The 25,659-nt window shown below is 72.2% G+C and carries 25 protein-coding genes and 3 pseudogenes; 21 read left to right on the top strand and 7 right to left on the bottom strand.

Features of this window, described 5'->3' with window-relative positions:
• Positions 1-35 precede the first annotated feature (35 nt).
• Entirely contained in the window at positions 36-611 is a 576-nt protein-coding gene (locus ACFYOP_RS26455; protein WP_356895042.1) for a histidine phosphatase family protein, read from the top strand.
• Positions 612-625: 14 nt separating this feature from the next.
• Here the strand turns inward: ACFYOP_RS26455 and ACFYOP_RS26450 are convergent, their stop codons facing one another.
• The 3 genes from ACFYOP_RS26450 to ACFYOP_RS26440 all read right to left on the bottom strand — a co-directional run bounded on the left by ACFYOP_RS26450 (position 626) and on the right by ACFYOP_RS26440 (position 3,407).
• The gene (locus ACFYOP_RS26450) at positions 626-1,885 is read right to left on the bottom strand and encodes a sigma-70 family RNA polymerase sigma factor (protein WP_356895040.1); all 1,260 of its coding nucleotides are present in this window, start codon (positions 1,883-1,885) and stop codon (positions 626-628) included.
• Positions 1,882-2,235, bottom strand: coding sequence for a YciI family protein (locus tag ACFYOP_RS26445; RefSeq protein WP_356895038.1), 354 nt, complete (start codon positions 2,233-2,235; stop codon positions 1,882-1,884). Before ACFYOP_RS26445 ends, ACFYOP_RS26450 begins: the two co-directional genes overlap by 4 nt.
• Positions 2,236-2,621: 386 nt before the next feature.
• The gene (locus ACFYOP_RS26440; protein ID WP_356895036.1) at positions 2,622-3,407 is read right to left on the bottom strand and encodes a LysR substrate-binding domain-containing protein; all 786 of its coding nucleotides are present in this window, start codon (positions 3,405-3,407) and stop codon (positions 2,622-2,624) included.
• A 73-nt stretch (positions 3,408-3,480) separates the two neighbouring features.
• Here ACFYOP_RS26440 and ACFYOP_RS26435 point away from each other — a divergent pair, with 73 nt between their 5' ends.
• The 6 genes from ACFYOP_RS26435 to ACFYOP_RS26410 all read left to right on the top strand — a co-directional run bounded on the left by ACFYOP_RS26435 (position 3,481) and on the right by ACFYOP_RS26410 (position 8,886).
• On the top strand, positions 3,481-3,894 hold the full coding sequence (locus ACFYOP_RS26435; RefSeq protein WP_356895034.1) for a DUF5997 family protein: 414 nt from the start codon (positions 3,481-3,483) through the stop codon (positions 3,892-3,894).
• Positions 3,895-4,031: 137 nt separating this feature from the next.
• Positions 4,032-5,060: an N-acetyl-gamma-glutamyl-phosphate reductase gene (argC, locus tag ACFYOP_RS26430; RefSeq protein ID WP_356895032.1), complete on the top strand. Its 1,029-nt coding sequence runs from the start codon at positions 4,032-4,034 to the stop codon at positions 5,058-5,060.
• The gene (argJ, locus tag ACFYOP_RS26425) at positions 5,057-6,238 is read left to right on the top strand and encodes a bifunctional glutamate N-acetyltransferase/amino-acid acetyltransferase ArgJ (protein ID WP_356895030.1); all 1,182 of its coding nucleotides are present in this window, start codon (positions 5,057-5,059) and stop codon (positions 6,236-6,238) included. Before argC ends, argJ begins: the two co-directional genes overlap by 4 nt.
• Complete coding sequence (gene argB, locus ACFYOP_RS26420; RefSeq protein WP_356895028.1) at positions 6,235-7,149, top strand: acetylglutamate kinase; 915 nt, start codon at positions 6,235-6,237, stop codon at positions 7,147-7,149. Before argJ ends, argB begins: the two co-directional genes overlap by 4 nt.
• Positions 7,146-8,342, top strand: a complete 1,197-nt coding sequence (locus ACFYOP_RS26415) for an acetylornithine transaminase (RefSeq protein WP_356895026.1) — start codon at positions 7,146-7,148, stop codon at positions 8,340-8,342. The genes argB and ACFYOP_RS26415 overlap by 4 nt, the downstream gene beginning before the upstream one ends.
• 7 nt (positions 8,343-8,349) lie before the next feature.
• A complete protein-coding gene (locus ACFYOP_RS26410) occupies positions 8,350-8,886 on the top strand; it encodes an arginine repressor (protein ID WP_356895024.1) in 537 nt (178 codons plus the stop codon).
• 235 nt (positions 8,887-9,121) lie between these two features.
• Here ACFYOP_RS26410 and ACFYOP_RS26405 read toward each other — a convergent pair.
• Both ACFYOP_RS26405 and ACFYOP_RS26400 read right to left on the bottom strand, forming a co-directional pair.
• Positions 9,122-9,711 (bottom strand): annotated as a pseudogene (locus ACFYOP_RS26405) (pyridoxamine 5'-phosphate oxidase family protein).
• Between the two features lie 43 nt (positions 9,712-9,754).
• Positions 9,755-11,176: a hypothetical protein gene (locus ACFYOP_RS26400; protein WP_356895022.1), complete on the bottom strand. Its 1,422-nt coding sequence runs from the start codon at positions 11,174-11,176 to the stop codon at positions 9,755-9,757.
• 148 nt (positions 11,177-11,324) lie between these two features.
• Here ACFYOP_RS26400 and ACFYOP_RS26395 point away from each other — a divergent pair, with 148 nt between their 5' ends.
• From ACFYOP_RS26395 to ACFYOP_RS26385, 3 genes and pseudogenes are all read left to right on the top strand, one after another.
• Positions 11,325-12,569: an argininosuccinate synthase gene (locus tag ACFYOP_RS26395; protein ID WP_356895020.1), complete on the top strand. Its 1,245-nt coding sequence runs from the start codon at positions 11,325-11,327 to the stop codon at positions 12,567-12,569.
• Between the two features lie 80 nt (positions 12,570-12,649).
• Positions 12,650-14,077: an argininosuccinate lyase gene (argH, locus tag ACFYOP_RS26390; protein WP_356895018.1), complete on the top strand. Its 1,428-nt coding sequence runs from the start codon at positions 12,650-12,652 to the stop codon at positions 14,075-14,077.
• Between the two features lie 533 nt (positions 14,078-14,610).
• Positions 14,611-15,159: pseudogene (locus ACFYOP_RS26385) on the top strand (Tn3 family transposase); the annotation flags it as partial.
• An 11-nt stretch (positions 15,160-15,170) separates the two neighbouring features.
• Here ACFYOP_RS26385 and ACFYOP_RS26380 read toward each other — a convergent pair.
• Entirely contained in the window at positions 15,171-16,505 is a 1,335-nt protein-coding gene (locus ACFYOP_RS26380) for a PP2C family protein-serine/threonine phosphatase (RefSeq protein WP_388452994.1), read from the bottom strand.
• Between the two features lie 432 nt (positions 16,506-16,937).
• On the opposite strand from ACFYOP_RS26380, the gene ACFYOP_RS26375 reads away from it, so the two are divergent.
• From ACFYOP_RS26375 to ACFYOP_RS26340, 8 genes and pseudogenes are all read left to right on the top strand, one after another.
• The gene (locus ACFYOP_RS26375; protein ID WP_356895016.1) at positions 16,938-17,108 is read left to right on the top strand and encodes a hypothetical protein; all 171 of its coding nucleotides are present in this window, start codon (positions 16,938-16,940) and stop codon (positions 17,106-17,108) included.
• Between the two features lie 138 nt (positions 17,109-17,246).
• Positions 17,247-17,870, top strand: coding sequence for a hypothetical protein (locus ACFYOP_RS26370; protein WP_356895014.1), 624 nt, complete (start codon positions 17,247-17,249; stop codon positions 17,868-17,870).
• A gap of 179 nt (positions 17,871-18,049) precedes the next feature.
• On the top strand, positions 18,050-18,457 hold the full coding sequence (locus ACFYOP_RS26365; protein WP_356895012.1) for a hypothetical protein: 408 nt from the start codon (positions 18,050-18,052) through the stop codon (positions 18,455-18,457).
• 37 nt (positions 18,458-18,494) lie between these two features.
• Positions 18,495-18,890, top strand: a pseudogene (locus ACFYOP_RS26360) (BTAD domain-containing putative transcriptional regulator); the annotation flags it as partial.
• Positions 18,891-18,993: 103 nt separating this feature from the next.
• Positions 18,994-19,434, top strand: coding sequence for a BTAD domain-containing putative transcriptional regulator (locus tag ACFYOP_RS26355; protein ID WP_356895010.1), 441 nt, complete (start codon positions 18,994-18,996; stop codon positions 19,432-19,434).
• Between the two features lie 42 nt (positions 19,435-19,476).
• On the top strand, positions 19,477-19,746 hold the full coding sequence (locus ACFYOP_RS26350) for a CGNR zinc finger domain-containing protein (RefSeq protein ID WP_356895008.1): 270 nt from the start codon (positions 19,477-19,479) through the stop codon (positions 19,744-19,746).
• A gap of 38 nt (positions 19,747-19,784) precedes the next feature.
• Positions 19,785-20,336, top strand: coding sequence for a TetR/AcrR family transcriptional regulator (locus ACFYOP_RS26345; protein WP_356895006.1), 552 nt, complete (start codon positions 19,785-19,787; stop codon positions 20,334-20,336).
• Positions 20,333-21,877 carry an MFS transporter gene (locus ACFYOP_RS26340; protein WP_356895004.1) on the top strand — a complete coding sequence of 515 codons (1,545 nt, stop codon included), beginning with the start codon at positions 20,333-20,335 and terminating at the stop codon, positions 21,875-21,877. Before ACFYOP_RS26345 ends, ACFYOP_RS26340 begins: the two co-directional genes overlap by 4 nt.
• Positions 21,878-22,339: 462 nt before the next feature.
• Here the strand turns inward: ACFYOP_RS26340 and ACFYOP_RS26335 are convergent, their stop codons facing one another.
• On the bottom strand, positions 22,340-23,101 hold the full coding sequence (locus tag ACFYOP_RS26335) for a lysophospholipid acyltransferase family protein (RefSeq protein ID WP_356895002.1): 762 nt from the start codon (positions 23,099-23,101) through the stop codon (positions 22,340-22,342).
• A gap of 147 nt (positions 23,102-23,248) precedes the next feature.
• Between ACFYOP_RS26335 and ACFYOP_RS26330 the strand changes: the two genes are divergently transcribed.
• The 3 genes from ACFYOP_RS26330 to ACFYOP_RS26320 all read left to right on the top strand — a co-directional run bounded on the left by ACFYOP_RS26330 (position 23,249) and on the right by ACFYOP_RS26320 (position 25,651).
• The gene (locus ACFYOP_RS26330; protein ID WP_356895000.1) at positions 23,249-24,415 is read left to right on the top strand and encodes a glycerophosphodiester phosphodiesterase; all 1,167 of its coding nucleotides are present in this window, start codon (positions 23,249-23,251) and stop codon (positions 24,413-24,415) included.
• 154 nt (positions 24,416-24,569) lie between these two features.
• A complete protein-coding gene (locus ACFYOP_RS26325; RefSeq protein ID WP_356894998.1) occupies positions 24,570-25,109 on the top strand; it encodes a sigma-70 family RNA polymerase sigma factor in 540 nt (179 codons plus the stop codon).
• Positions 25,110-25,147: 38 nt separating this feature from the next.
• Positions 25,148-25,651 carry a GNAT family N-acetyltransferase gene (locus tag ACFYOP_RS26320; protein WP_356894996.1) on the top strand — a complete coding sequence of 168 codons (504 nt, stop codon included), beginning with the start codon at positions 25,148-25,150 and terminating at the stop codon, positions 25,649-25,651.
• The last annotated feature ends 8 nt before the right edge of the window (positions 25,652-25,659 follow it).

Raw genomic sequence — 25,659 nt, 5'->3', positions numbered from 1 at the left:
TTGACCTGTGCGGCGTCGGCCAGCACCATCACGCCATGAGTGTCCGGGTCACATTGGTCGCAGCCGCGCGCACCTCCACGCTGCTCACCGAGCGCTTCGACGACGAGCGGCCGCTCGACCAGGCGGGCTGGCACGAAGTGCAGATCGCCGCCCACGCCCTCGTACCGCTCAGCTCGGCCGAGCTGCGCTACTGCTCGCCCACCCCGCGCAGCCGGGCGACCGGTGAGGCACTGGGCTTCGCGCCCCTGGCGCAGCCCGCGCTGCGGGACTGCGACATGGGCCGCTGGCGCGGGTACACGCTCGCCGAGGTCACCGCCAGGGAACCCGCCGCCGTCGACGCGTGGCTGGCCGATCCGCGCAGCGCCCCGCACGGCGGGGAGCCGCTGCTGGCGTTCATCTCGCGGATAGGGGGCTGGCTGGACACCCGCCCCGCACAGGACTGCGGCTCCATCGTCGCCGTGGCGGAGCCCGCCGTCGTACGGGCGGCGTTCGTGTACGCGCTGCGGGCCCACCCCTCGATGTACTGGAACGTCGACGTCCGGCCGCTGTCGACGGTGACGCTGACCGGCGAACCGGGCCGCTGGCACCTGTGCCTCGAAGCCGTCGCCTGAAGCACGCCGTCTTCTCACTCCTCGCGGACCTCGCCGAGCCGGCGCCGCAGGAACGCCGCCTCGGCCGCGTTCCCGGCACCGGCGAGCGCCGCCTCATAGGCGGTCACCGCCTCCGCGCGACGCCCTAGGCGGCGCAGCAGATCGGCCCGGACCGCGTGCAGGACATGGAACGAGCCCAGTTCCGTACGGAGCCCGTCGACCAGCCGCAGCGCCGCCCGCGGGCCCTGGACCTCGGCCACCGCGACCGCCCGGTTGAGCGCCACGACGGGGCCCGGGGCGATCGCCGTCAGCTGGTCGTACAGCCGCAGCACCTGGCCCCAGTCCGTGGACGCCGCGTCCGGCGCGTCGCTGTGGACGGCGCTGATCGCCGCCTGGATCTGGTACGGCCCCGGCCGGCTCCGCCGCAGGCAGCGGCGGACCAGCGCCTGCCCCTCCGCGACGAGCTCCGCGTCCCACAGCCGCCGGTCCTGCTCGGGCAGCGGCACCAGCTCGCCGCCGGGGCCGGTCCGCGCCGGACGCCGGGACTCGGTGAGCAGCATCAGCGCCAGCAGACCGAGCACCTCGGGCTCGTCGGGCATGAGACCGGCCAGCAGCCGGCCCAGCCGGACCGCTTCCGCGCACAGGTCCTCGCGGACCAGCCGGTCGCCGGACCCGGCGTCGTAGCCCTCGTTGAAGATCAGATAGACGACCGACAGCACGGCCGGGAGCCGGTCGGGCAGTTCGTGACCGTCCGGGACCCGGTAGGGGATGCGGGCGTCGCGGATCTTGCCCTTCGCCCGCACCAGCCGCTGCGCCATCGCCGGCTCCGCGACCAGGAAGGCCCGCGCGATCTCCGCGGTGGTGAGCCCGCCGAGGAGCCGCAGCGTCAGTGCGACGCGGGCGGCCGGGGCGAGCGCCGGATGGCAGCAGGTGAAGATCAGGCGGAGCCGGTCGTCCTCCACGGGGCCCTCCTCCGCGGCTTCGGCGGGCCGTACCGGTTCGGCGGGCGCCCGCAGCAGCGCCGCCTGGGCGTGCCGGTCCGCGCGGGCGGCCTCACGGCGCAGCCGGTCGACCGCCGCGTTGCGCGCGGTGGTGATGATCCAGCCGGCCGGACGGGGCGGCAGCCCGTCGTCCGGCCAGCGCCGTACCGCCGCGGTGAAGGCGTCCTGGACGGCCTCCTCCGCGATGTCGATGTCGCCGAACCGCCGTACCAGGACCGCGACCGCGCGCCCGTACTCCTCGCGGAACACCCGCTCCACGACGGCCGTCGGCACGGCGGGGGTACGGGAACTCATCCGCAGCTTCCGTACCGCAAGGGCCTCACCTCGATCGGCAGCGTGATCGCGCGAGCGAGCTTGCGGCCCCATTCGAGGGCGGCGTCGAGATCGGGGGCCTCGATGACCGTGAAGCCACCGATGTGCTCCTTGCCCTCGATGTACGGGCCGTCCGTCATGAGCACCTCGTCGTCCTTGCAGCGGACGACGGTGGCGGTGCTCGGTGCGTGCAGGCCGCCGGCGAAGACCCAGGCGCCGGCCGCCCTGAGCTCGGCGTTGACGGCCTCCACGTCCCGCATGATCGGGTCCAGGACCTCGGGCGGCGGCACGTCACCGTCGGGCTGGTAGATGCTGAGCAGGTACTGCGTCATGGCGCTCCTCCTTCGTGGTGCCGCGGCGTCCTGCCGTGGTCTCACTCTCTACACGAAGGGGGTTGTGCCGGATCGACAGCGGCGGCGGAAATCGGGCGGATTATTTTTCCGCGGCGTCACCGCGGCGCCGGACTCCGCCCGGCGCGGGCCCCGGTCGGCGGCCGGGGTCTTTCGTTCGGCTCGGGCCGGATCGGTGAGCGGGTCTGGTGCATGGAGTTCCCCGGGCCCACCGGGGCCGAGGCAATGGGGTCTCCCCGGGCCCACCGGGGCCGAGGGGACGGGTCGCAAGGCGGAGGATGGTCTACGGGGGAATCGGCGACTGACGACGACGCGGCGAGGTGCGGTGCCAGGGCACGCGAGCCCGGCAAGGTCCGAACGAGAGGCCCCTAGGACCGGCGGCGGGGTTTGCCGCGCTTGCTTCCCTTGCCGCCGCTTCTGCCGCCGCCCTTGGGGGCGGGCGATCCGCCGCGGGCGCGCTTCGCGGCCGGGCTGCCCGCCGCCGACCCGCGACGGGCCGCGCCCGTCTCGGGGCGCTTGGCCTTCGGCTGCGCCGCGGCGGGGGCGCGGCCCCGGGTGCTGTTGACCGTCCGCCCGCGGACGATCCCGATGAACTCCTCCACCAGGTCCGTCGTCTCGTCCTCCGGCCACGACAGCGCGACGCGCGACTCGGGGGCGTCGGAGACCGGCCGGTAGGTGAGATCCCTGCGGTGGTGCAGACGGGCCAGCGACTGGGGGACGACCAGGACGCCGACGCCCGCCGCCACCAGTTCGATCGCGTCGGCCGTCGTGGCGGGGCGTTCGATCGCGGGCCGGCCCGGCAGGCTCTCCCACTCCAGGGTGTCGTCGAGCGGATGCAGCACGACGTCGTCGGCGAGATCGCCGGCGGTCACCTCCTCGACCGCCGCCACGACATGGTCCTTCGGGACCACCACGACCGTCGTCTCGGTGTAGAGGGGGATCGCGCTGAGCCCGGTCCGGTCGAGCGGCGACCGTACGAGACCGGCGTCGGCGTCGCCGCGCCGCAGCGCGTCCGGCGCGTCGGCGGCGGGCACCGCGACGAGGGCGAGGGGGACGTCGGGCAGTCGCTCGTGCCAGATGCGGACCCACTTGGCCGGCGTCACACCCGGGACATAGGCGAGCCGGAACGATGGGGGTGCTTCCGAGCCTGTCACCCGGCCAGGTTACCGGTCGTGGCCGCGGCCACCGTGGCCGGAGGCGCCGCGCACGCTCGTTACCCTTGGCCTCATGACCTCGCACCAGACCACCCAGACGATGAAGCCCGCGACCGCGGCGAAGAAGCTGGGTGTGTACCTCCCGGCCACGCCCACCGAGTTCCAGGAGGGCGTCGTCACCCGCAGCGAGCTGAACGCGCTGCAGACCGATCCTCCCCAGTGGCTGCAGGACCTGCGCCGCAACGGCCCGCACCCGCGGCCCGTGGTCGCGGCGAAGCTCGGCGTCTCCATCGCGGGCCTCGCCCGCGGCGGTGTCACGGAGCCGCTCACCACGGAGCAGATCGACGAGCTGAAGCAGGAGCTGCCCGGCTGGCTGCGGCAGGAGCGTGCCACGCAGGCCGAGGTGCGCAAGGAGGCCGAGCGCATCAAGGAGAAGAACGCGGAGAAGAACGCGGCCCGGGACGACCGGTCCGCCGAGGCGCGCTGACGGACGGCCTCACCGGCCCCGCCCCGGCGATGGACGGCGTCCTGCCACCACCGCTCCGGTGCGGGGCCGCACTGGTTCTTCATTGCATAACCCTGCATTGCTGCGTATAGTCATGCCATCGCTGAGGAGGATTTTCGATGACGGTACGTGTGGCAGTCGCAGGGGCGAGCGGATACGCGGGCGGGGAACTGCTCCGCCTGCTCCTGGCCCACCCCGAGGTCGAGATCGGCGCCCTGACCGGCGGCTCCAACGCGGGCCGGCCCCTCGGCGGGCTCCAGCCGCACCTGCTGCCCCTGGCCGACCGGGTGCTCCGGCCCACCACCCCCGAGGTGCTCGCCGGGCACGACGTCGTCTTCCTGGCGCTCCCGCACGGGCAGTCCGCCGCCGTCGCCGATCAGCTCGGTGACGAGGTGCTGGTCGTCGACATGGGCGCCGACTTCCGGCTGAAGGACGCCGGCGACTGGCAGGCGTTCTACGGCTCCGAGCACGCCGGCACCTGGCCCTACGGCCTGCCCGAACTGCCGGGCGCCCGCGCCGCGCTGGAGGGGTCCAGGCGCGTCGCGGTGCCCGGCTGCTATCCGACCGCCGTCTCGCTCGCGCTGTTCCCGGCGTACCAGGCGGGGATCGCCGAGCCGGAGGCCGTGATCACCGCCGCCAGCGGGACGTCCGGCGCCGGCAAGGCGCTCAAGCCGCATCTGCTCGGCTCGGAGGTCATGGGCTCCATGAGCCCGTACGGCGTCGGCGGCGGCCACCGCCACACGCCCGAGATCGTCCAGAACCTCAGCGCGGTCGCGGGGGAGCGGGTCACCGTCTCCTTCACACCCACCCTGGCGCCCATGCCCCGCGGCATCCTCGCCACCTGCTCCGTGAAGGCGAAGCCCGGCACGACCGCGCAGGACGTGCGGGCGGCGTACGAGAAGGCGCTGGCCGACGAGGAGTTCGTCCACCTGCTGCCCGAGGGCCAGTGGCCCGCCACCGCCTCCGTCCACGGCTCGAACGCCGTCCAGATCCAGGTGGCCTTCGACGCGAACGCCGGCCGCGTCATCGCGATCAGCGCCATCGACAACCTCACCAAGGGCACCGCCGGCGGCGCGGTGCAGAGTATGAACATCGCCCTCGGACTTCCCGAGAGCACGGGACTTTCCACGATTGGAGTTGCGCCGTGAGCGTGACCGCAGCCAAGGGATTCACGGCGTCCGGTGTGGCCGCCGGGATCAAGGAGAACGGCAACCCCGACCTGGCCCTCGTGGTCAACACCGGGCCGCGCCGCGCCGCCGCGGGCGTGTTCACCTCCAACCGCGTCAAGGCCGCTCCCGTTCTGTGGTCCGAGCAGGTCCTCAAGGGCGGCGAGGTCGCCGCTGTGGTGCTCAACTCCGGCGGCGCCAACGCCTGCACGGGCCCCAAGGGCTTCCAGGACACCCACGCCACCGCCGAGAAGGTGGCCGACGTCCTCGGTCACAGCGCCGGCGAGGTCGCCGTCGCCTCCACCGGTCTGATCGGTGTGCTGCTCCCCATGGACAAGCTGCTCCCGGGCATCGAGCAGGCCGCCGCCCAGCTCTCCGAGTACGGCGGCGAGAAGGCCGCCATCGCCATCAAGACCACCGACACCGTCCACAAGACGGCCGTCGCCCGGGGCGGGGAGTCGCCCCAGGCCGAGGGCTCCGGGGAAGGCTGGACCGTCGGCGGCATGGCCAAGGGCGCGGGGATGCTCGCCCCCGGCCTCGCCACGATGCTCGTCGTCCTCACCACCGACGCCGATCTCGACTCCGCCGCCCTCGACACGGCGCTGCGCGACGCCACCCGGCAGACCTTCGACCGGATCGACTCCGACGGCTGCATGTCCACCAACGACACCGTGCTGCTGCTGGCCTCCGGCGCGAGCGGGATCACCCCCGGAGCGGCCGAGTTCGCCGAGGCCGTACGGGCCGTCTGCGACGACCTGGCCCGGCAGCTGATCGGTGACGCCGAGGGCGCGTCGAAGGACATCCGCATCGAGGTGATCAACGCGGCCAGCGAGGACGACGCCGTCGAGGTCGGCCGGTCCATCGCCCGTAACAACCTCCTCAAGTGCGCCGTCCACGGCGAGGACCCCAACTGGGGCCGGGTGCTCTCCGCCATCGGCACGACCGCGGCCGCCTTCGAGCCCGACCAGCTGGGCGTCGCCATCAACGGCGTCTGGGTCTGCAAGAACGGCTCGGTCGGCGAGGACCGCGACCTCGTCGACATGCGGTACCGCGAGGTCGAGATCACCGCGGACCTGGCCGCCGGTTCCGAGTCCGCCGTGATCTGGGCCAACGACCTCACCGCCGACTACGTCCACGAGAACAGCGCGTACAGCTCATGAGCACGCCCCAGAGCCCCACGCGGAAGCACACGGCGCTGCCCAAGGCGCAGATCCTCATCGAGGCGCTGCCCTGGCTGACCCGCCACTACGGCAAGACGGTCGTCATCAAGTTCGGCGGCAACGCCATGGTCGACGAGGACCTGAAGGCAGCCTTCGCCCAGGACGTCGTCTTCCTGCGCCAGGCCGGCCTCAAGCCGGTCGTCGTCCACGGCGGCGGACCGCAGATCTCCGCCGCGCTCGATCGGCACGGTCTGGTCAGCGAGTTCAAGGCCGGGCTGCGGGTCACCACCCCCGAAGCGATGGACGTCGTACGGATGGTCCTCGCCGGCCAGGTCCAGCGCGAACTGGTCGGCCTGCTCAACCAGCACGGGCCGCTCGCCGTCGGCATGACCGGCGAGGACGCCCACACCATCACCGCCACCAAGCACCAGCCGCAGATCGACGGAGAACTGGTCGACATCGGCCGCGTCGGCGAGATCACCGAGATCGACACCGGCGCCATCGCGGCGCTCCTCGCCGACGGCCGTATCCCGGTCATCTCCTCGATCGCGCGCTCCCAGGACGACGGACATGTCTACAACGTCAATGCTGATACGGCTGCTGCGGCACTCGCTGCGGCGCTGGGCGCCGAGACCCTGATGGTCCTCACCGACGTCGAGGGCCTCTACGAGGACTGGCCGAACAGCGACGAGGTGATCAGCCGGCTCACCGCCACCCAGCTCGAGAAACTGCTGCCCGACCTGTCCAGCGGCATGGTCCCCAAGATGGAGGGCTGCCTGCACGCCGTACGCAACGGGGTCAACACCGCCCGTGTGATCGACGGCCGGGTCCAGCACTCGATCCTGCTGGAGATCTTCACCGACGAAGGCATCGGCACCATGGTCGTGCCCGACGGACAGGGGGAATCATGAGCAACGACGAACTCACGCAGCGCTGGCGGAGCGTGATGACCGACAACTACGGCACGCCGAAGCTGTCCCTCGTACGCGGCGAGGGGACCAAGGTCTGGGACGCGGACGGCGCCGAGTACACCGACTTCGTGAGCGGCATCGCGGTCAACGCGCTCGGCCACGCCCACCCCGCCGTAGTCGAGGCCGTGACCCGCCAGATCTCCGCCCTCGGGCACGTCTCCAACCTGTTCGTGGCCGAGCCGCCCGTCGCGCTCGCCGAGCGGCTGCTCCAGCTCTTCGGCCGCCCCGGCAGGGTCTACTTCGCCAACTCCGGCGCCGAGGCCAACGAAGCCGCCTTCAAGATCGGCCGGCTGACGGGACGCCGGCACATGGTCGCCACCACCGGCGGCTTCCACGGCCGCACGATGGGCGCCCTGGCGCTCACCGGCCAGCCGGCCAAGCAGGAGCCGTTCCTGCCCCTGCCCTCGGACGTCACCCATGTCGCGTACGGCGACGTCGAGGCGCTGCGGGCGGCGGTCACCGAGGACACCGCGTTCGTCATCATCGAGCCGATCCAGGGCGAGAACGGCGTCGTCGTGCCGCCCAAGGGCTATCTGGAGGCCGCCCGCGCGATCACCCGCGCCACGGGCACGCTACTGGTGCTCGACGAGGTGCAGACCGGGGTCGGGCGGACCGGGCACTGGTTCGAGCACCAGGCCCACCAGGGCGTCGAGCCGGACATCGTCACCCTCGCCAAGGGGCTCGGCGGCGGCCTGCCCATCGGCGCCACCGTCGTCTTCGGCGAGGCGGCCGACCTGCTCAGGCCCGGCCACCACGGCACGACGTTCGGCGGCAACCCCGTCGCCTGCGCCGCCGGACTCGCCGTCCTCGACACCCTGGCCGCCGACGGCGCGCTCGACACGGTCAAGCGGCTCGGCGAGAAGCTGCGCGACGGAATCGAGGGCCTCGGCCATCCGCTCGTCTCCCACGTCCGCGGCAGCGGACTGCTGCTGGGTATCGTGCTCAGCGAGCCCCTCGCACCGAAGGTGCAGCAGGCGGCTCAGGACGCCGGTTTCCTGGTGAACGCCCCCGCGCCCGATGTCGTACGGCTCATGCCGGCCCTGACCATCGGCGACGCCGAGGTGGACGCGTTCCTCCAGGCGCTGCCCGGCGTCCTCGACGCGAGCAACGGGGAAGGACGAACCGGGGAATGAGACGACGATGACCGACGCGCAGGGCAACGAGCACGCCGGGCCGTCCGTGCCACAGACCCGGACGGCCCGCCACCGCAGGATCGTGGACATCCTCAACCGGCAGCCGGTGCGCTCCCAGAGCCAGTTGGCCAAGCTCCTCGCGGACAACGGACTGCACGTCACGCAGGCCACGCTCTCCCGCGACCTCGACGAACTGGGCGCGGTCAAGATCCGCAACACCGGCGGCGAGCTGATCTACGCGGTGCCCAGCGAAGGCGGCTTCCGCACCCCGCAGGCGCCGCTCGGCGAGTCGGCGAAGGAGGAGCGGATGCGGCGCCTCGCCGGCGAACTCCTCATCTCCGCGGAGGCGTCCGCGAACCTCGTCGTCCTGCGCACGCCGCCGGGGGCGGCGCAGTTCCTGGCGTCGGCGATCGACCAGGCGGAGCTGCACGACATCCTGGGGACGATCGCGGGCGACGACACGCTGATGCTGATCAGCCGGGACGCGGGGGGTGGGCAGGCCCTGGCGGACCACCTGCTGCGGCTGGCCCAGAACGACCGCTAGCGCCCGCTGCGCGGGCGTGTTCCCCCACCCGGACCTTCCCGTAACCGGGGGCTCCGCCCCCGGACCCCCGCGCCTCGATCGCCCCCTGCGGCCTGGCGGCCGTGGGAGGTGCCCCCAGGCGGGGCTGGCTCTGTCAGCCCCGCCGGGGATTGTGGCCGCCGCGCGAAGCGCGGTACCGGGTCCGGGCGGAGCCCGGTTCGGGAAGGAGCACGCCCGCCGCAGGCGCAGCGGCGCGTCAGTCCGGTCGCGCCGGCAGCGGCAGACTCGGCAAGCCGTCCAGGCTCACCCCCACGTGCTCCTTCCTCTCGCAGTACGCCGCGAACTCCTCCTCCGACTTCCTCCCGAAGTACTCCGCGTGCTGCGTCCGCTCCTCCCGGTACTCCATGTACGGCACCGCGAAGCCGCAGACTTCGCTGATGCGCCGGGCGTGGACGACGATGATCGCCCGGGCGCCCGGGCCGTCGGCGTCCTTGAAGCGGCCGATGAGGTCGACCCAGCGCGGGTCGTCCCGGAAGACCGCCTCGCCCCGGCCGTGCACCCGTACCACCTTCGGCGGTCCCGAGAAGGCGCACCACATCAGGGTGATCCGCCCGTTGCCCTCCTCCCGGAGTGCGCGATGGTCTCGGCGCCGCTGCCGCCGAAGTCGAGGTAGGCGAGGGTCGCCCTGTCGAGGACGGCCAGCGTGCCGCTGCGCCCCTTGGGGGACAGTTTGACGTGTCCGTCCCCGGTCAGCGGCGCGGTCGCCGTGAAGAAGACCGGCTGCGCCTCGATGAATTCACGGAGGCGGCCGTCGATGTGCTCATACGTTCCCCATCCGCGGACTATCCGCCACGCGCCGCCGGTGCCGTCCGGGCCGCCTGACGCACCGTCAGCGCACCGCGGCGAGACCGACACGGGCACGCAGCACGTTCATGACGAAGCCGCTGAACAGGTGCGTGCACCGCCCGAGCAGCCGGTCCACCTCCGCGTCGCCCGGCGGCACGTCGAGCACCCATGCCCGCAACTGCACGGCGGACTCGGCCTCCCGCCGCAGTGCGGTGTCGGGATCGCCCAACAGCGCGACGGCGGAACTCAGTTGAAGAAGGCCGCCGCGCGACCGCAGCAGACGGAACGCCGCACGACGGGTGGGCGCGGGCCACCGCGGGGACAACCGCTCCGCGAGCCGGTCGGCGGACAGCCGGCCGGCGTGCGGCAGCAGCGCCCGGGCCACCTCGCGCGTCACCGACGCCGACGGATCGTCCACCAGTCGCAGCACGTCCGCCACGGGCACCGCTTCGAGTCGCCGCAACCCCGCGACCGCCTGCGCCCGTACCGCGGCGACGGGGTGGCCCAGCAGTGGGCGGAGCAGTCCGGCGTCCGCGTGCTCGCCGCACTCCGCCAGCCCCGCGACCGCGTACGGGGCCACCGCGGCGGCGTCCGCGCAGAGTCGGAGGTAGCGGGCGTGCGGGTCGCCGCCGTCCTGGCGCACCGCCCAGCGGGCGCAGGCGCGCACCAGGCCCGAACGGTCGGTGAGATGCCGGGTCGCCTCGTGGGCGCGGCCGGCCCGCCGCAGCGCGGTCACCCCGGCGGACCGTACGAGCGGTGCGCGCGCACCGAGCAGGGTGTCGACGGCCTCGTCGTCGGGCCCGCCGGCCGCCATCGCGGCGAGGGCCGCGTCCGACCACAAGCGGCACAGGACGGGGTCCAGCGCCTCCGCGGCGTGGCGGGCCAGGCCGCGGGCGTCCAGCAGCCCGGCGTCGAGGACGACACGCGCGGCGAGGCGGCGCGTCGCCGTGTCCCAGGTGGCGTCCCCGGTGCCGTGGACGCCGTCGAGCGCGAGGGCCGGGGTGGCACGCAGCGCTTCCCCGAAGAGATCGCGCGCCCAGGCGCCCTCGTCCCGCCGGCCCACCCGCAGTACCAGCGGGGTGAGCGCCCGCAGGGCCCGCTCCGGCTGCTCGCGCATGTGTTCCGCGAGCAGCCGGCGGGCCCGCAGACGCACCGGCTCGACCCAGTCCGCGCACCGCAGCACCACCAGGTACCAGAAGGCGGAGCTCTCCGGTCCTGCCGCGAGCGCCTGCTCGCGCACGTATCCGTCCCGGTGGCACAGGGCCGTCTCCTGCCGCGCGCCCAGCCGGGCGGAGGTCCGCGCGCCCCGGCCGTCCCACCCGTACACCCAGAACCTCCGGACCGCCTGGTCCAGCGACGTCCAGCAGGCCGGGTCGGTGAAGGACAGCGCGCGATCCGGTGCGACGCCGTCCAGCAGATACTCGACGGCCTCGCGGCCCGCCGCCTCGTCCCAACGCCCGCCCATGCCCCACGCCCCCTCGGTGCCGTTCCGGTCGGGCCACTGTAGGAGCGGCCGCACGCACGCGACCAGCGCTTTTCTCCGTCGATTGACAAAGCATACGGAGGATTGCATAGTTATGCTCATCAGCGTTTGCACCGTTAAGGAGAAACCCGTGACCGAGCGCGTCGTACTCGCCTACTCGGGCGGCCTGGACACCTCAGTCGCCATCGGCTGGATCGCCGAGGAGACGGGTGCCGAGGTCATCGCCGTCGCGGTGGACGTCGGTCAGGGCGGCGAGGACCTGGACGTCATCCGCAAGCGCGCTCTCGCCTGCGGTGCCGTGGAGGCGGAGGTCGCCGATGCCAAGGACGAGTTCGCCGAGGAGTACTGCCTCCCCGCGATCAAGGCCAACGCCCTCTACATGGACCGCTATCCGCTGGTCTCCGCGCTGTCGCGGCCCACGATTGTCAAGCACCTCGCCGCCGCCGCCCAGAAGCACGGCGCGACCACCGTCGCCCACGGCTGCACCGGGAAGGGCAACGACCAGGTGCGGTTCGAGGCCGGCATCGTCGCCCTCGCCCCCGAGCTGCGGTGCATCGCCCCGGTCCGCGACTACGCGATGACCCGGGACAAGGCGATCGCCTTCTGCGAGGAGAAGCAGCTCCCGATCGCCACCTCCAAGAAGTCGCCGTACTCCATCGACCAGAACGTCTTCGGGCGGGCCGTCGAGACCGGCTTCCTGGAGGACATCTGGAACGGTCCGATCGAGGACATCTACGAGTACACCTCGAACCCGGCCGAGCAGCGCGAGGCCGACGAGGTCGTCATCTCCTTCAAGGCCGGCGTCCCGGTCGCCGTCGACGGCAGGCCCGTCACCGTCCTCCAGGCGATCCAGCAGCTCAACGAGCGGGCCGGCGCCCAGGGCATCGGCCGGATCGACATGGTCGAGGACCGGCTCGTCGGCATCAAGTCCCGCGAGGTGTACGAGGCCCCGGGGGCGATCGCCCTGATCACCGCCCACCAGCAGCTGGAGAACGTCACCGTCGAGCGCGAACTCGCCCGCTACAAGCGGCAGGTCGAGCAGCGCTGGGGCGAGCTGGTCTACGACGGCCTGTGGTTCTCCCCGCTCAAGCGGGCCCTGGACGGTTTCATCGACGAGGCCAACCAGTACGTCACCGGTGACATCCGGATGACCCTGCACGGCGGCCGCGCCGTCGTCACCGGCCGGCGGTCGGACGAGTCGCTGTACGACTTCAACCTCGCCACCTACGACTCGGGCGACACCTTCGACCAGTCGAAGGCCCAGGGCTTCATCGAGATCTTCGGCCTGTCGCAGAAGATCGCCGCGCGGCGTGATCTGCGGGCACAGTCCGACGGGACCTTCCCGACGGGACCTCGCGTAACCCCCGGCCGTTGAACAGACCGCCTCCCCGCCCCGTACGGAGCGGGGAGGAGGCCGCACATCCAATCTCTTGAGGACTCCGAGGAGTTTCAGCTGTGAGCAGCAACAACGGTGACGTCCGGCTCTGGGGCGGCCGCTTCGCCGACGGCCCCGCGGAGGCGCTGGCGAAGCTTTCCGCGTCGGTGCACTTCGACTGGCGCCTCGCGCCGTACGACATCGCCGGCTCCCGTGCCCACGCCCGCGTCCTCAACAAGGCGGGTCTGCTCACCGACGACGAGCTGACCCGGATGCTGGCCGGACTCGACCGGCTCGAGGCCGATGTCGCCGACGGCTCCTTCACCGGCACCATCGCCGACGAGGACGTCCACACCGCCCTGGAGCGGGGCCTGCTGGAGCGGCTCGGCCCCGACCTCGGCGGCAAGCTCCGCGCCGGCCGGTCCCGCAACGACCAGGTCGCCACGCTCTTCCGGATGTATCTGCGCGACCACGCCCGCGTCATCGGCGGCCTGATCGCCGACCTCCAGGACGCCCTCGTCGCTCTCGCCGAGGCCCACCCGGACGTCGCCATGCCGGGCCGTACGCATCTCCAGCACGCGCAGCCCGTCCTCTTCGCCCACCACGTCCTCGCACATGTGCAGTCGCTGTCGCGGGACGCGGAGCGGCTGCGGCAGTGGGACGCACGGACCGCCGTCTCCCCGTACGGCTCCGGCGCGCTCGCCGGGTCCTCGCTCGGGCTCGACCCGGAGGCGGTCGCCGCCGACCTCGGTTTCGAGCGCGGCTCTGTCGGCAACTCCATCGACGGCACGGCCTCGCGGGACTTCGTCGCCGAGTTCGCGTTCATCACCGCGATGATCGGCGTCAACCTGTCGAGGATCGCGGAGGAGATCATCATCTGGAACACGAAGGAGTTCTCCTTCGTCACCCTCCACGACGCCTTCTCCACCGGCTCCTCGATCATGCCGCAGAAGAAGAACCCGGACATCGCGGAGCTCGCCCGCGGCAAGTCGGGCCGCCTCATCGGCAATCTGACCGGGCTGCTCGCCACCCTCAAGGCCCTGCCGCTCGCCTACAACCGCGACCTCCAGGAGGACAAGGAGCCGGTCTTCGACTCCTGCGACCAGCTCGAGGTCCTGCTCCCGGCGTTCACCGGCATGATGGCCACGCTCACCGTCAACCGCGAGCGGATGGAGGAGCTGGCCCCGGCGGGCTTCTCCCTCGCCACGGACATCGCCGAGTGGCTGGTCAAGCAGGGCGTGCCGTTCCGTGTCGCGCACGAGGTCGCCGGCGAGTGCGTCAAGGAGTGCGAGCAGCAGGGCATCGAGCTGGACCAGCTCACGGACGAGCAGTTCGCGAAGATCTCCGAGCACCTCACCCCGGAGGTCCGCACCGTCCTGAACGTCCCCGGCGCGCTGGCCTCCCGCGACGGCCGCGGCGGCACGGCCCCCTCGGCCGTCCGGGCCCAGCTCAACGAGGTCAAGGCCGACCTGGTGATACAGCACGCCTGGGCCGACGCCAAGAAGTAGGCCGGACGCCGAGAAGCAGCCCCTGTACGCCGAGAGGCAGCCGACGGCACTGCAGCGCCGCCGCCAAGTCCGCGAGCGCGTCGAAGTCCGGCCGGGTCAGCCCGATCCGCTCGTCGACGCGCAGCAACAGGGCGGCGGCGGGCACGCCACCGTCGCGGGAGCCGCCCGCCGCGCCGACGCGGCGCTGCCCGGTGACCTGGCCGCGACGCTGAAGACGCCGGAAGGCTCCCGGTTCTCGGAGCTGGAACGGCTGCGCCGGCCGCCGACGCGGACGACGGGAACGGCGTTCGCCCGCGCGCCGACGCGCTTCAAGACCCGCATCGCTCGCGAGCGTCCGCAGCTTCGCCGGCGGCAGCTGCGAGGCCGCAAGGTTGATCCATCTACTACTAGTGGTCACGAAGACATCTTGTCTTCCCTCTTGACCTGGTCACTAGCGATCTCCTCAGATGTGCCTCACGTGCCTGCCGCGATGTCAGGACGAGGACCAGCGGAAGAGCTTGACACTCCTAGATAACGACCGATAACGCCTCGTACTCCGGTCCTACGACCTGCTGCGGATGTTCGGCCGCGAGGGCCACCCGACGCCGCTCGGCGCCGCGTTCGCCGAGTACGGGCGGATCGACAAGACCATGCACCTGCTCGCGTTGGTCGACCCGGTCGACGACACCTACCGTCGGCTGATGAACCGGCAGCTGACCGTGCAGGAGTCCCGCCACCGCCTGGCTTGCGCGATCTGCCACGGCGGCCGGGGCCAGATCCGCCAGGCGTACCGCGAGGGCCAGGAGGACCAGCTTGCCGCCCTCGGCCTGGTCCTCAACGCTGTCGTGCTCTGGAACGCCCGCTACCTGGACGCCGCCGTCGCCCAGCTCCGCGCCGAGGGCCACGACATCAAGGACGAGGACGTCGCCCGCCTCTCCCCGCTCAAGGACCGGCACATCAACTTCCTGGGCCGCTACCTGTTCAACATCAAGGCCAGCGACCCCGGCCAGGGCCTGCGCCCGTTCCGGGATCCGGACGCCGTCGAGGACGCGAAGACGAGGAGTGACGGGCGCGGCGCACCCGACCTGTCGGGCCGCCTGTAGCGGACTGGGATTCATTCTTCGCGGGGCGTTCGTATGGCCAGGATGGCCATGTCGTCGTGGCCGTCGCTGGGATGGTGGTCGGCGAGGGCGTGCACGAGGGCGTCGAGCGGCTGAGTGGCGTGGGCTGCGGCGAGTTCGGCGAGGGCTCTCAGGCGGTCGTCGATGGGATGATCCGGGTGTTCGACGAGGCCGTCGGAGAACAGCAGCACGATGGCGCCTGGCGGCAGCTGATGGGTGTGGTCGGGGCGGTGGATGTCGGGATCCACCCCCAGTGGGATGCCGGGCTCGGCATGCAGGTAGCGGGCTGTGCCATCGGGGGTCAGGATCAGTGGCGGGAGGTGGCCGGCGGTGCTCCAGTGGAGCGTCCAGCCATCGGTGGAGGGGGGCTCGATCCTGACCAGGCATGCGGTGGTGACCGGCAGGTCGGTGATGGCGTGGACGGTGTGGTCCAGCTTGGTCAGCACCTCGCTGGGCGGGGTCTGGCGGTCGTAGAGCAGGGCGCGGAGCATGTTGCGGGCCTGGGCCATAGCGGCTGCGGCATGCAGGTCGTGGCCGACGACGTCGCCGATGACGGCCGCGCAGGCCTGGTCGGGCAGGACGACGGCGTCGTACCAGTCTCCGCCGACGCTGGCCGGTTCGGCCGCTGCTCGGTAGACCGCAGCCCCGGAGAACGGTGTCAGGTCCGGCAGGGTCGGCAGCAGCAGCCGCTGGAACTGTTCGGCGCTGTCGCGCATGTAGCCGAACAGGCGGGCGTTCTCGATGGCGATACCCGCAGCTCCCGCCAAGGCCCGCACGACCGACTCGTCGTCCTCATCGAACGGCCGGCCGTCCCGGCGCTCGGAGAGGTAGAGGTCGCCATAGATCTCCCCACGGACGGTAATCGCCACGCCCAGAAGCGTACGCATAGGCGGGTGTCCGGGCGGAAAACCGACCGAGGCCGGGTGCGAGGGGATGTCGGTCACCCGCAGGGGCTCGGGATGGTGGATCAGATGGCCCAGGACGCCACGGCCGTGCGGAAAATCGATGCCTCCGAGCGCCGCGCGCTCCTCATCGGTGAGGCCGGCCGTGATGAATTGCTGCAGGTGGTCGCCGGAAGGGGCGAGGACGCCGAGCGCACCGTAACGCGCCCCGGCCAGATCCATGGCGGTAGTAACAATCCTGTGCAGCACTGTCGGCAGATCCAGATCACCGCCAATCTCCAACACCGCAGACAGCAGCCCCTGCAAACGGTCCTTCGCCCTGGCCAGCGACCGCAACTGCTGGGCGATGCCCTCCAACTGCTCGTCCAGATTCAGCCGCAACCCAGGCAGACCCGATGTCCCGTGCGGCTCTTCCTCGGTCGTCACAGCACCACCTCATCCATTGCCGCCCACGGTACGCACGCCGCCACCGCCCCGCCGGGAGCACACACCGGACAGACGAGCCTCCCTGGTATCACCAGCCGCAAACCGTCTACCCCCATCGCCGCCTACTTCACGACGGCCAGGCGCCGCAGAACCCCTGGGTCAGCGGCTGGTGGACGGGTCCGTCGACCGCCTCGACGCGGCACCGTCGCCGCTGAACAACGAGGAAGGCTGTCGTCCCAACCTGGGCTGCCCTCCACGCCGGACTCCGCCTGTCGTCAAACGATCGTTTGACGACAGGGGGCCGGTGCGTCCAATGAACCCGCGCAATCCGGGGGTTCGCGACGGCCCGAATCCAATCGAATCCGATGGTGATTGCTGACCGGGTTTGACGACAGATAGGGTCCCATCCTCCGTACGGAAGGGGCCCCACGAGTGGCGAATCTGGTCTACAAGCGGGTCTCGACCGACCAGCAGTCGACCGCCCGGCCGAACCTCGTCCTTCACGAGGCCGGGATCGAGGACCCGGTCGACTTCGAGGAGGACCCGGGCGCACCTCCAGCCGCCTCCACCCTCTCCAGCGGCCGAAGTTCCGCAAGCTGCTGAACTACGCGCGGCCGGGCGACACCGTGCACATCTCCGAAATGTTCCGCCTCTTGCGCGGCACCGGGCACATCCTCGACGTGCTCGACGTCCTGCATCGCGAGCAGGTGGCTGCGTATCCACGACGGCGCGTTCTCCGCGATGGACCTCACCGCCCGCCACCCGCGCACCGGCGAACTGCTGTCCACCGTGAAGTTCATGGTGCAGACCCTCGCCGCCGCCGGCGAACTCCAGCGCGACCTCCAACGCGAGCTGACCTACGACGGACTGCGCGCCGCCGAGGCCAAGGGCAGCAAGGGCGGGCGCCGCCCCGCCGTGGCGGCCGACAGGACCGGCACTGTCCGCACCGCGTACCTGGAGGGCCGATCCATCGCCGCCCTCGCGCGCGACCACGGCGTCAGCCGCGGCGCGATCCGCACCGCCGTCGCCGATCTCCTGCCCGAGCACACGGCCGGCGACCCGGGCGTCCCGGCCCCGGAACTGCCGGTCGTCCTCGACGTGCCGGGCAAGGTCGCCGGCTTCCTCCGCGCCGCCGAGCTGGAGCCCGCCGAGGGGGCCGCGCTTGCCAAAGGGGTGGCCGTGCGGCGCGGCCAGGGCTACACGCTGCGCGTCAGCGCCGTACCCGCAGTCCACCGCCGACTTCTCGACCTCTGCCAGGCCCTCGACGGCACCACGGCAGTCCCGGCTCGGCGCAAGGCCCGCCGCGAGTACAAGAACCGGGTAAGCGAGAACCGGGTAAGCGCGCTCACGCCAATTGAACCGTGATCGTTCTCGGCGCCAACGGCCTTATGGGTGTTCCCCGAGGCCAGGCCGGACACACCCATATGGCCGATGACATCGTGTTTGCTCTATATGCGTCACGCAACATGGGCGCTGTCAGTGCATGGGCCACTGGCGCCTGCCGCAAGGTAGTGCGTCGGCGAACGGCATGAAGGGAAACGCCCATGTACAGCAAGGACGGATACGAGGAAATGAGCGGCATCAGTCAGGGGGCTCAGATGGTGTCGAACTTGATCGGCAAGGTTCTGCGCACCGGGCGGAGCCCTTCGGGCACTCAGCTGTCAGAGAAGGAGCAGCTCGACTTCATCACAGACGTCGTCACGCACATCGAACAGACCAAGGGTGAAGACGAAGCGATCACGACGTTCATCGAGAGCGTCGGCAAGGGGCTTCAGACGCCGGGCAACTTCGTGAGGGACAACGCCGGCGGGGCCATCGACGACGGCACGGTCCATCGGACGGGGGCCGGCAAGGTCGTGCCCGGCCACCGGCACGGGCAGACCGTATTCAGCCCCGGCACCGCCCGGCGATCTTTCCGCGACCCCCCGCAGAGCCCGCAGCCGGTGTGCTGACCGACCATGATCGTTCTCAGCGCCAACCGCTGTACCGATGTTCCCCAGGGTCGTGGAAGCCGGCCGGGTGGTGACGACCGGGCGCATCATCGACCTGCTGTGGGACGGCGGCCCGCCCGCCTCCGCCCGTGGCACCATCCACACCTGCATCGGCCGGCTCCGCGCCCGGCCGGGCCCGTACGGGCCGCGCGTCGACACCCGGCACGACGGCTACGCCGTCGATCCGGACGGTCACACCGTCGACGCCCACGACTTCGCCGACCTCGTCCGCCGAGCCCAGGCCGCCGCCGGCGGGACCGAGCGCGTACACCTGTACGACCAGGCGCTCGTGCTGTGGCGAGGGCCGCTGCTCGCCGACATCGCCGACGACCGGCTGCGCGAACGGCTCGGCGGGCCGGTCGCGCGACTGCGGCTGTCCGCGCTGGAGCAGCGCGCCGAGGCCCAGCTGGAACTGGGCGACCACGACCGGGCCGTGGCGGGACCTGACGCCGCTCGCCGGTGCGCACCCGGACCGGGAGCGGCTGGTCGCGGCGCAGATGACCGCGCTGTACCGAAGCGGGCGGCCGGCCGACGCGCTGGAGCTGTACCGCGCCACCCGCACGGCGCTGGTGACCCGCCTGGGCATCGAACCGGGCGATCGGCTGCACACCCTGTACGACCGCATCCTGCACGGTGACCCGCGGCCGAACCGTCCGGCCACGCCCGGGTACGCGGTGCGGGTCGGCGAGGAGTGGCTGCCGTGGAGCACGAGCGGCGACCCGGCGCTCGAGTTCTGCAACACCTGGGCCGGCTGGCACGGCCCGCCGCGGCCCGGCTCCGAGTGGCTGCGCACCTACCGCACCCTCGCGGTGTGGGCCGGGCACCTGGATCTCGCGGAGGACTGGCTGGTGACGGGCCTCCTCCAGCAGGCGCGGCAGCGTCCGCGGGAGGCGGACGCGGTGCTGGAGGAGGCGAGGGGACTCCGCGCGCGGCTGTAGGCGTGTCTGACCGACCCGGACGACGGGCGGGCGTTCAAAGCGGTGGCCGACGCGGCGCAGGACGCCGCGAAGGTGTCCGTGTTCGTCCGTGGTGCGGACGGTCTGGGGCGCCGGCGGCTGTCGCCGGCCGCCGGTCTGCGGCTGCCCGTCCTCGCCGTGGCCCGCAGCGCCGCCGAGCTGCTCGGTCAGCCGCGGCGCTTCACCGTCCGGGTCTGCCCGGGGAAGGACTGCGGCTGGCTGTTCCCGGACGACAGCGGGCGGCGCAGGCGGTGCAGCCTCGGGACCTGCGGCAAGGAGACATTCAGCTCCTGAATGAGACATTGATGTCTCACATGGCCTATGGTTGTCTCATGGCCATGGATCGAGAGCACGTCCTGCGCGCAGCCGCCGCCCTCCTCGCCCGTAAGTCGACCGCCACCATGGACGAGGTCGCCCGGGCCGCGGGGATCGGCCGAGCCACCCTGCACCGGCACTTCGCCGGCCGGGACGCGCTGGTCAGAGCGCTGGAACAGCACGGCATCCAGGAGTTCGAGGCCGCCCTGGACAAGGCTCGCCTGGACGACGGCGGCGCGGGCGACGCCCTGCGACGGCTGATCGGCGAGGTGGAACCGGCCGCCGATCTGCTGGCCTTCCTCTACACCGAGAACCAGCTCTTCGAGGGCGACGAGGTCAACGAGGGCTGGGCCCGCCTCGACGCCCGCGTCTCCGACCTGTTCCGGCGCGGCCAGGAACAGGGCGAGTTCCGGATCGACCTGACACCTGCCTGGCTCACCGAGGCGCTCTACGCCCTCATCGGCTCCTGCGCCTGGGCCGTCATGGACGGCCGCGTGGCCCAGAAGGACTTCCAGCACATGACCGTCGAGCTGCTGCTCGGCGGCGCACTACGGAGAGTGGATCAATGAGCAGCACCGTCCGGGCCACGAGCGGAGCGGACGAGACCGTGTACCGCCCCGGGCGCTGGCTGGCGCTCGCGGTCCTGGTCCTCGCCGTCCTGCTGGTGGCCGTCGACGCCACCGTCCTCGGCCTCGCGACCCCGTTCCTCAGCGAGGACCTGAAGCCGACCGGGGCGCAGTTGCTGTGGATCGGCGACGTCTACTCGTTCGTGATCGCCGGCCTGCTCGTCTCCATGGGCAGCCTCGGCGACCGCATCGGCCGCAAGAAGCTGCTGCTGACCGGAGCCGTCGCCTTCGGCGCGGCCTCCGTGCTCAACGCGTACGCCACCACCCCCGAGATGATGATCCTCGCCCGGGCGCTGCTCGGCGTCGCCGGCGCGACGCTGATGCCGTCCACGCTGGCGCTGATCCGCAACATCTTCCACGACCCCAGGGAACGCAGCCTCGCCATCGGCATCTGGGGTGCCACCGCGTCCGCGGGCGCGGCCGTGGGTCCGGTCGTCGGCGGGCTACTGCTGGAGCACTTCTGGTGGGGCTCCGTCTTCCTGATCAACCTGCCCGTGATGGCGGTCCTCGTCGTCGTCGGCGTCAAGCTCGTGCCCGAGTCGAAGAACCCGGTCTCCGGCCCCTGGGACCTGCCGAGCGTCGGGCTCTCGCTCGTCGGCATGGTCGCCGTCGTCTACGCGGTCAAGGAGGCGGCCGGCCACGGACCGAGCTGGGAGGCGGGCGTGGCGGCGCTCGTCGGCGTCGCCGGCCTGTACGGATTCGTCCGGCGCCAGCTCACCCTGAGCACACCGCTGCTCGACATGCGGCTGTTCCGGCACCGGGGGTTCTCGGGGGCCGTGCTGGCCGATCTGCTGACCATCCTCGGCCTGTCGGGGCTGGTGTTCTTCCTGTCCCAGTTCCTGCAACTGGTCCAGGGCCGTCAGCCGTTGGAGGCGGGGCTGGCCGAACTGCCGGCGGCGATCGGCGCGGTGGCCACCGGGCTGGTGGCCGGCAGGGTCGCCCGCCGCTTCTCCGTACGCTCGGTGGTCGCGGGCGGCCTCGCGGCGGTCGGCCTGTCGCTGGCCGTGCTCACGCTGCTCGGCAAGACGACCGGCTACCCGCTGCTCGGCGCGGCCCTGCTGGTCGTCGGCGCGGGAGCGGGATTCTCGTTCACGGTCACCGCGGACGTGATCCTCTCCAGCGTCCCCAAGGAACAGGCGGGCGCCGCGTCCGCGGTCTCCGAGACCGCCTACGAACTGGGGGCCGCGCTCGGCATCGCCCTGCTGGGCTCGATCGTGACCGGCGTCTACCGCGGCTTCAGCGCGCCGGACGGCACGCCGGCGAGCGTCTCCTCGGCCGCCCACGAGTCGCTCGGCGGCGCGGTCGAGGCGTCCTCGGCGCTCACCCCCGCCCGGGCGGACGCGCTCCTCGGCGCGGCACAGGAGGCGTTCGTCGACGGCCTGCGGCTCGCGGCGGGCGTGGGAGCGGTGGTGCTGCTGGGGGCGGCGGTGGCGGCGTGGTTCCTGCTACGGGGCCAGACGCTGGCGGACACGGCGGACCACTGAGCGACCCGCCTGCCCCCCTACCCGCCCCTTCCCGCTCTAGCGGATGTGCGGCTCCGCCGCGTGGCGGGGGCAGGCCCCGGACCGCGCGCCGCCCTCCGGGCGGCGGCCCGGGCTCTGCCCGGACCCGTACCGCACTCCGCCCTCCGCGCGGTGGCCCCAATCCCCCCTACGGCCTGGCGGCCGTGGGTCGGGGCACCTCCCACGCCGCCAGGCGTAGGGGGAGTGCCCCCGGGCCGGGCTGGATCTCGCTCCGCGAAACCAGCCCCGCCGGCGTTTGAGGCGCGGGTGCGGGGCGGGGCCCCGACAAGCCGGCAAGTTCCCAGCCCGCCGGTGCTTGAGGCGGCGCGTCCGGGCAGTGCTCTGGCGGGCAACTTCAGCCTCGCCGGCGTTTGAGGCGCGGGGTTCGGGGCGGGGCCCCGACGGGACCGGCAGGCTCCGGCTCGCCGACCCCGACGCGCCGCGCTACGCCGCCTTCGCCTTGGTCGCGTACATGTCCACGTACTCCTGCCCCGACAACCCCATGACCTCCGTCATCACGGAGTCCGTCACCGCACGCAGCACATACCGGTCCCGATCCATCCCCTCGTACCGGGAGAACTCCATCGGCTCGCCGAAACGGAGGGTGACCCGGCCCGGTCGGGGCAGGCCCGCGCCGCCCGGCTGGAGTTTGTCGGTGCCGATGACGGCGAACGGGACGACCGGCGCGCCGGTCATCAGGGTGAGGCGCGCGATGCCCGTGCGGCCCCGGTAGAGCCGGCCGTCGGGGGAGCGGGTGCCCTCCGGGTAGATGCCGAACGCCTTGCCCTCCTCCAGCACCCGCCGTCCCGTCATCAGCGCCGCAACACCGCCGTTGGCGCCGTCGCGGTCGACCGGGATCATGCCGCTGCCGGTGAAGAACCAGGCCATCAGGCGGCCCTTGACGCCCTTGCCCGTGACGTACTCGTCCTTGCCGATGAAGTACACCGGGCGGTCGCAGACCAGCGGGAGGATCATCGAGTCGATGAAGGTGAGATGGTTTCCGGCGAGAATCACCGCCCCGTCCGCGGGGATGTTCTCGGCGCCTTCCACACGGGGGCGGAACATCAGGCGCAGGATCGGCCCCAGCACTGCCTTGATGAGTGTCAAGCGGGACAACGGGTCCTCCGGTGTCATGGGACGGGCGGTTATGACCGTGAAATCTCTGCAGGTGAGGACGATACTCGCGGGTCGCCCCCGACCGCACATCGGGTTCACGCAGTCGATACGCCGTGTTGACGCGCGTTCCCACGGTGTTCGTGCAGGGTCTGCCGCAGGTAAGACGTAACTGCCTACCATCAGGCGTCGCTTGGCAGGTGCGGGACATCACATGAACAACACATGGAGGAACGTTTCATGACACAGGGTGCGAGCAGCAGTCCGGCGCGCCGCAGCGTGCTGGGGGCGGCAGCGGTCGTGACCACCGCCGCCCTCGGGGCCGGCGTCGGCACGGCGGCGACGGCACGTGCGGACGAGCGTCACGGTGGTGGCCCGTCCGGCAGGGGCCGGCGGGAGCTGCCCGTGCCCACGGTGATCGCCCACCGCGGCGCCAGCGGATACCGGCCCGAGCACACGATGGGCGCGTACCAGTTCGCCCTCGACATGGGCGCGCACGTCATCGAGCAGGACCTGGTGCCCACGAAGGACGGCCATCTCGTATGCCGTCACGAGAACGACATCACGGGCACTACGGACGTCGCCGACCACCCCGGGTTCGCGTCCCGCCGGACGACCAAGTCCGTCGACGGCGTCAGCCTCACCGGCTGGTTCACCGAGGACTTCACGCTCGCCGAGCTGAAGACGCTGCGCGCCAAGGAGCGCATCCCGGGCACCCGCCAGGAGAACACCCTCTACGACGGCCGTTGGACCGTGCCCACCTTCGAGGAGGTGCTGCAGTGGGCCGAGCGGGAGGGCCGCCGCCGCGGCCGCCCGGTGTGGCTCTACGTCGAGACCAAGCACCCCAGCTACTTCCGGAGCATCGGCCTCGGCCTGGAGGAGCGGCTGGCGAAGCTGCTGCGCCGGTACGGGCGGCACCGCGCGGACTCCCCGACGTTCCTGCAGTCCTTCGAGCCGACGAGCATGGAGCGGATGGCCCGTCTGGTCGGCACCCCGCGGGTCGTCCTGCTGTGGACCCCGGACGACCGCCCGTGGGACTTCCGCGAGGCGGGCGACCCGCGCACGGTCGCCGATCTGATCACGGCCGAGGGCCTGGACTGGATCGCCGGCTTCGCCCAGGGCATCGGTCCGCTGCTGGACCTCGTCATCCCCAAGGACGCGGCCGGCCGGCTGACCGAGCCGACGACGCTGGTACGGGACGCCCACGCGCGCGGCCTGGTCCTGCACCCCTACACGATGCGCAACGAGAACGCCTTCCTCCCCGCCGACTTCCGGCGCGGCACCGACCCGAACGCCTACGGCGACGTCTTCGGCGCGTACAAGACGTACTTCGCGACGGGCATCGACGGCATCTTCACCGACAACGCGGACACCGGTCTGCTGGCCGCCGCCGAGTTCAAGGGCTGAGGCCCGCCTCCGGGGCGTCAACCCCGGGCCGACCGTGAGGTTGACGCCCCGTCACCGCCGCGGGCCCCGGAACCGGTGCCCGCGGCGCTCTCGTACGGGTGACGCCGGCCGGGCTCGGGCAACCGGAGCCCGTCCCGCCGCCGTCCCGCCGGGCATGACCGCATCCCGAGCAACAGCCACCACCGGCCAGGTCGTCGGCGCTCTGAGAGCGCTGGTGAGCGCGGAGGCGACGGCGGAAGCGCCCGCCGCCGCGATCGAACCGGGCGACCTCGAACAGGCCGTATGGGTACGGCTCCTGGAGCGGCTCGACGGCGAAGGGCCGCCGGCCGACGCCGCCCGCTGGGTCAGGACGGCCGTACGGGCGGAGGCGCGCCGCGCCCGCCGCACGGCCCGGCGGGAACTCCCGCACCGCCACGACCCCTCCGCCGATCCCGTGGCAGGCCCGGAACGCGCCCTGCTCAGGAACGAGCGCCGCCGCGCCGTGCGGGCGGCCGTGGCCCGCACTCCCGGGAACTGCCCGCGCCTGCTGACTGCGATGCTGTCGCCGCAGGACCCCACCTACCGGGAAATCGCAGGGACGTTGGGTATCTCACAAGGAAGTCTGGGGCCGATGCGTTCCCGCTGCCTGGGATGTCTGCGCAGAATGCTGGCGGCAGAGGTTGCAGCTCCTGAGCATCGGGGAAAGGAGCGGTAGACAACCGGCGGTGACAGGTGAGCGGGAGGCGTGCGCACATGGGCATGAGCGTGACCATCTCGGCGGCGGCGGAGGCCGACGCGGAGCACATCCTCAAGCTGCAGTATCTGTGCTATCAGACCGAGGCCGAGCTCTACGGCGACTACGGCATCGAGCCGCTGACCCAGTCCCTGGCCGACCTCCGCGCCGAACTCACCCAGGGCCCCGCACTCGTGGCCAGGCTCGGGGGCGAGGTCGTCGCCTCGGTACGCGCCAGGGTCGACGACACCGGGACGGCCCGTATCGCCAAGCTCATCGTCCATCCCCGGATGCAGCGGCACGGCCTGGGCGGCCGGCTGCTCGACGCGATCGAGGCGCGCTTCACCGGGGACGCGGCGGCCAAGCGGTTCCAGCTGTTCACCGGCCACCGCAGCGAGAGCAATCTGCGGCTGTACCGCAGCCGCGGCTATGTCCCGGTCTCCCGCGAGCAGGTGGGCCCGCGGCTCACCCTGGTCACGCTGGAGAAGGAGGCCGAGGCCGGCTCGTACGTCGCCAGCGCCTGAGCCGCCCG

Origin of the sequence: Streptomyces sp. NPDC006294 (genome assembly GCF_042870895.1) — a bacterium.
Taxonomy (GTDB): Bacteria; Actinomycetota; Actinomycetes; order Streptomycetales; family Streptomycetaceae; genus Streptomyces.
This window is presented reverse-complemented; position numbering and strand designations above follow the sequence as displayed.

Coding starts and splice junctions, on each gene's coding strand:
- ACFYOP_RS26340 (WP_356895004.1), top strand. CDS start 20,333: ATGAGCAGCACCGTCCGGGCCACGAGCGGAGCGGACGAGACCGTGTAC.
- ACFYOP_RS26415 (WP_356895026.1), top strand. CDS start 7,146: ATGAGCAACGACGAACTCACGCAGCGCTGGCGGAGCGTGATGACCGAC.
- ACFYOP_RS26370 (WP_356895014.1), top strand. CDS start 17,247: ATGGACCTCACCGCCCGCCACCCGCGCACCGGCGAACTGCTGTCCACC.
- ACFYOP_RS26455 (WP_356895042.1), top strand. CDS start 36: ATGAGTGTCCGGGTCACATTGGTCGCAGCCGCGCGCACCTCCACGCTG.
- ACFYOP_RS26365 (WP_356895012.1), top strand. CDS start 18,050: ATGTACAGCAAGGACGGATACGAGGAAATGAGCGGCATCAGTCAGGGG.
- ACFYOP_RS26320 (WP_356894996.1), top strand. CDS start 25,148: ATGGGCATGAGCGTGACCATCTCGGCGGCGGCGGAGGCCGACGCGGAG.
- ACFYOP_RS26325 (WP_356894998.1), top strand. CDS start 24,570: ATGACCGCATCCCGAGCAACAGCCACCACCGGCCAGGTCGTCGGCGCT.
- ACFYOP_RS26450 (WP_356895040.1), bottom strand. CDS start 1,885: ATGAGTTCCCGTACCCCCGCCGTGCCGACGGCCGTCGTGGAGCGGGTG.
- ACFYOP_RS26445 (WP_356895038.1), bottom strand. CDS start 2,235: ATGACGCAGTACCTGCTCAGCATCTACCAGCCCGACGGTGACGTGCCG.
- ACFYOP_RS26335 (WP_356895002.1), bottom strand. CDS start 23,101: ATGTGCGGTCGGGGGCGACCCGCGAGTATCGTCCTCACCTGCAGAGAT.
- ACFYOP_RS26345 (WP_356895006.1), top strand. CDS start 19,785: ATGGCCATGGATCGAGAGCACGTCCTGCGCGCAGCCGCCGCCCTCCTC.
- argC (WP_356895032.1), top strand. CDS start 4,032: ATGACGGTACGTGTGGCAGTCGCAGGGGCGAGCGGATACGCGGGCGGG.
- ACFYOP_RS26355 (WP_356895010.1), top strand. CDS start 18,994: ATGACCGCGCTGTACCGAAGCGGGCGGCCGGCCGACGCGCTGGAGCTG.
- ACFYOP_RS26400 (WP_356895022.1), bottom strand. CDS start 11,176: ATGGGCGGGCGTTGGGACGAGGCGGCGGGCCGCGAGGCCGTCGAGTAT.
- ACFYOP_RS26435 (WP_356895034.1), top strand. CDS start 3,481: ATGACCTCGCACCAGACCACCCAGACGATGAAGCCCGCGACCGCGGCG.
- argB (WP_356895028.1), top strand. CDS start 6,235: ATGAGCACGCCCCAGAGCCCCACGCGGAAGCACACGGCGCTGCCCAAG.
- ACFYOP_RS26410 (WP_356895024.1), top strand. CDS start 8,350: ATGACCGACGCGCAGGGCAACGAGCACGCCGGGCCGTCCGTGCCACAG.
- ACFYOP_RS26330 (WP_356895000.1), top strand. CDS start 23,249: ATGACACAGGGTGCGAGCAGCAGTCCGGCGCGCCGCAGCGTGCTGGGG.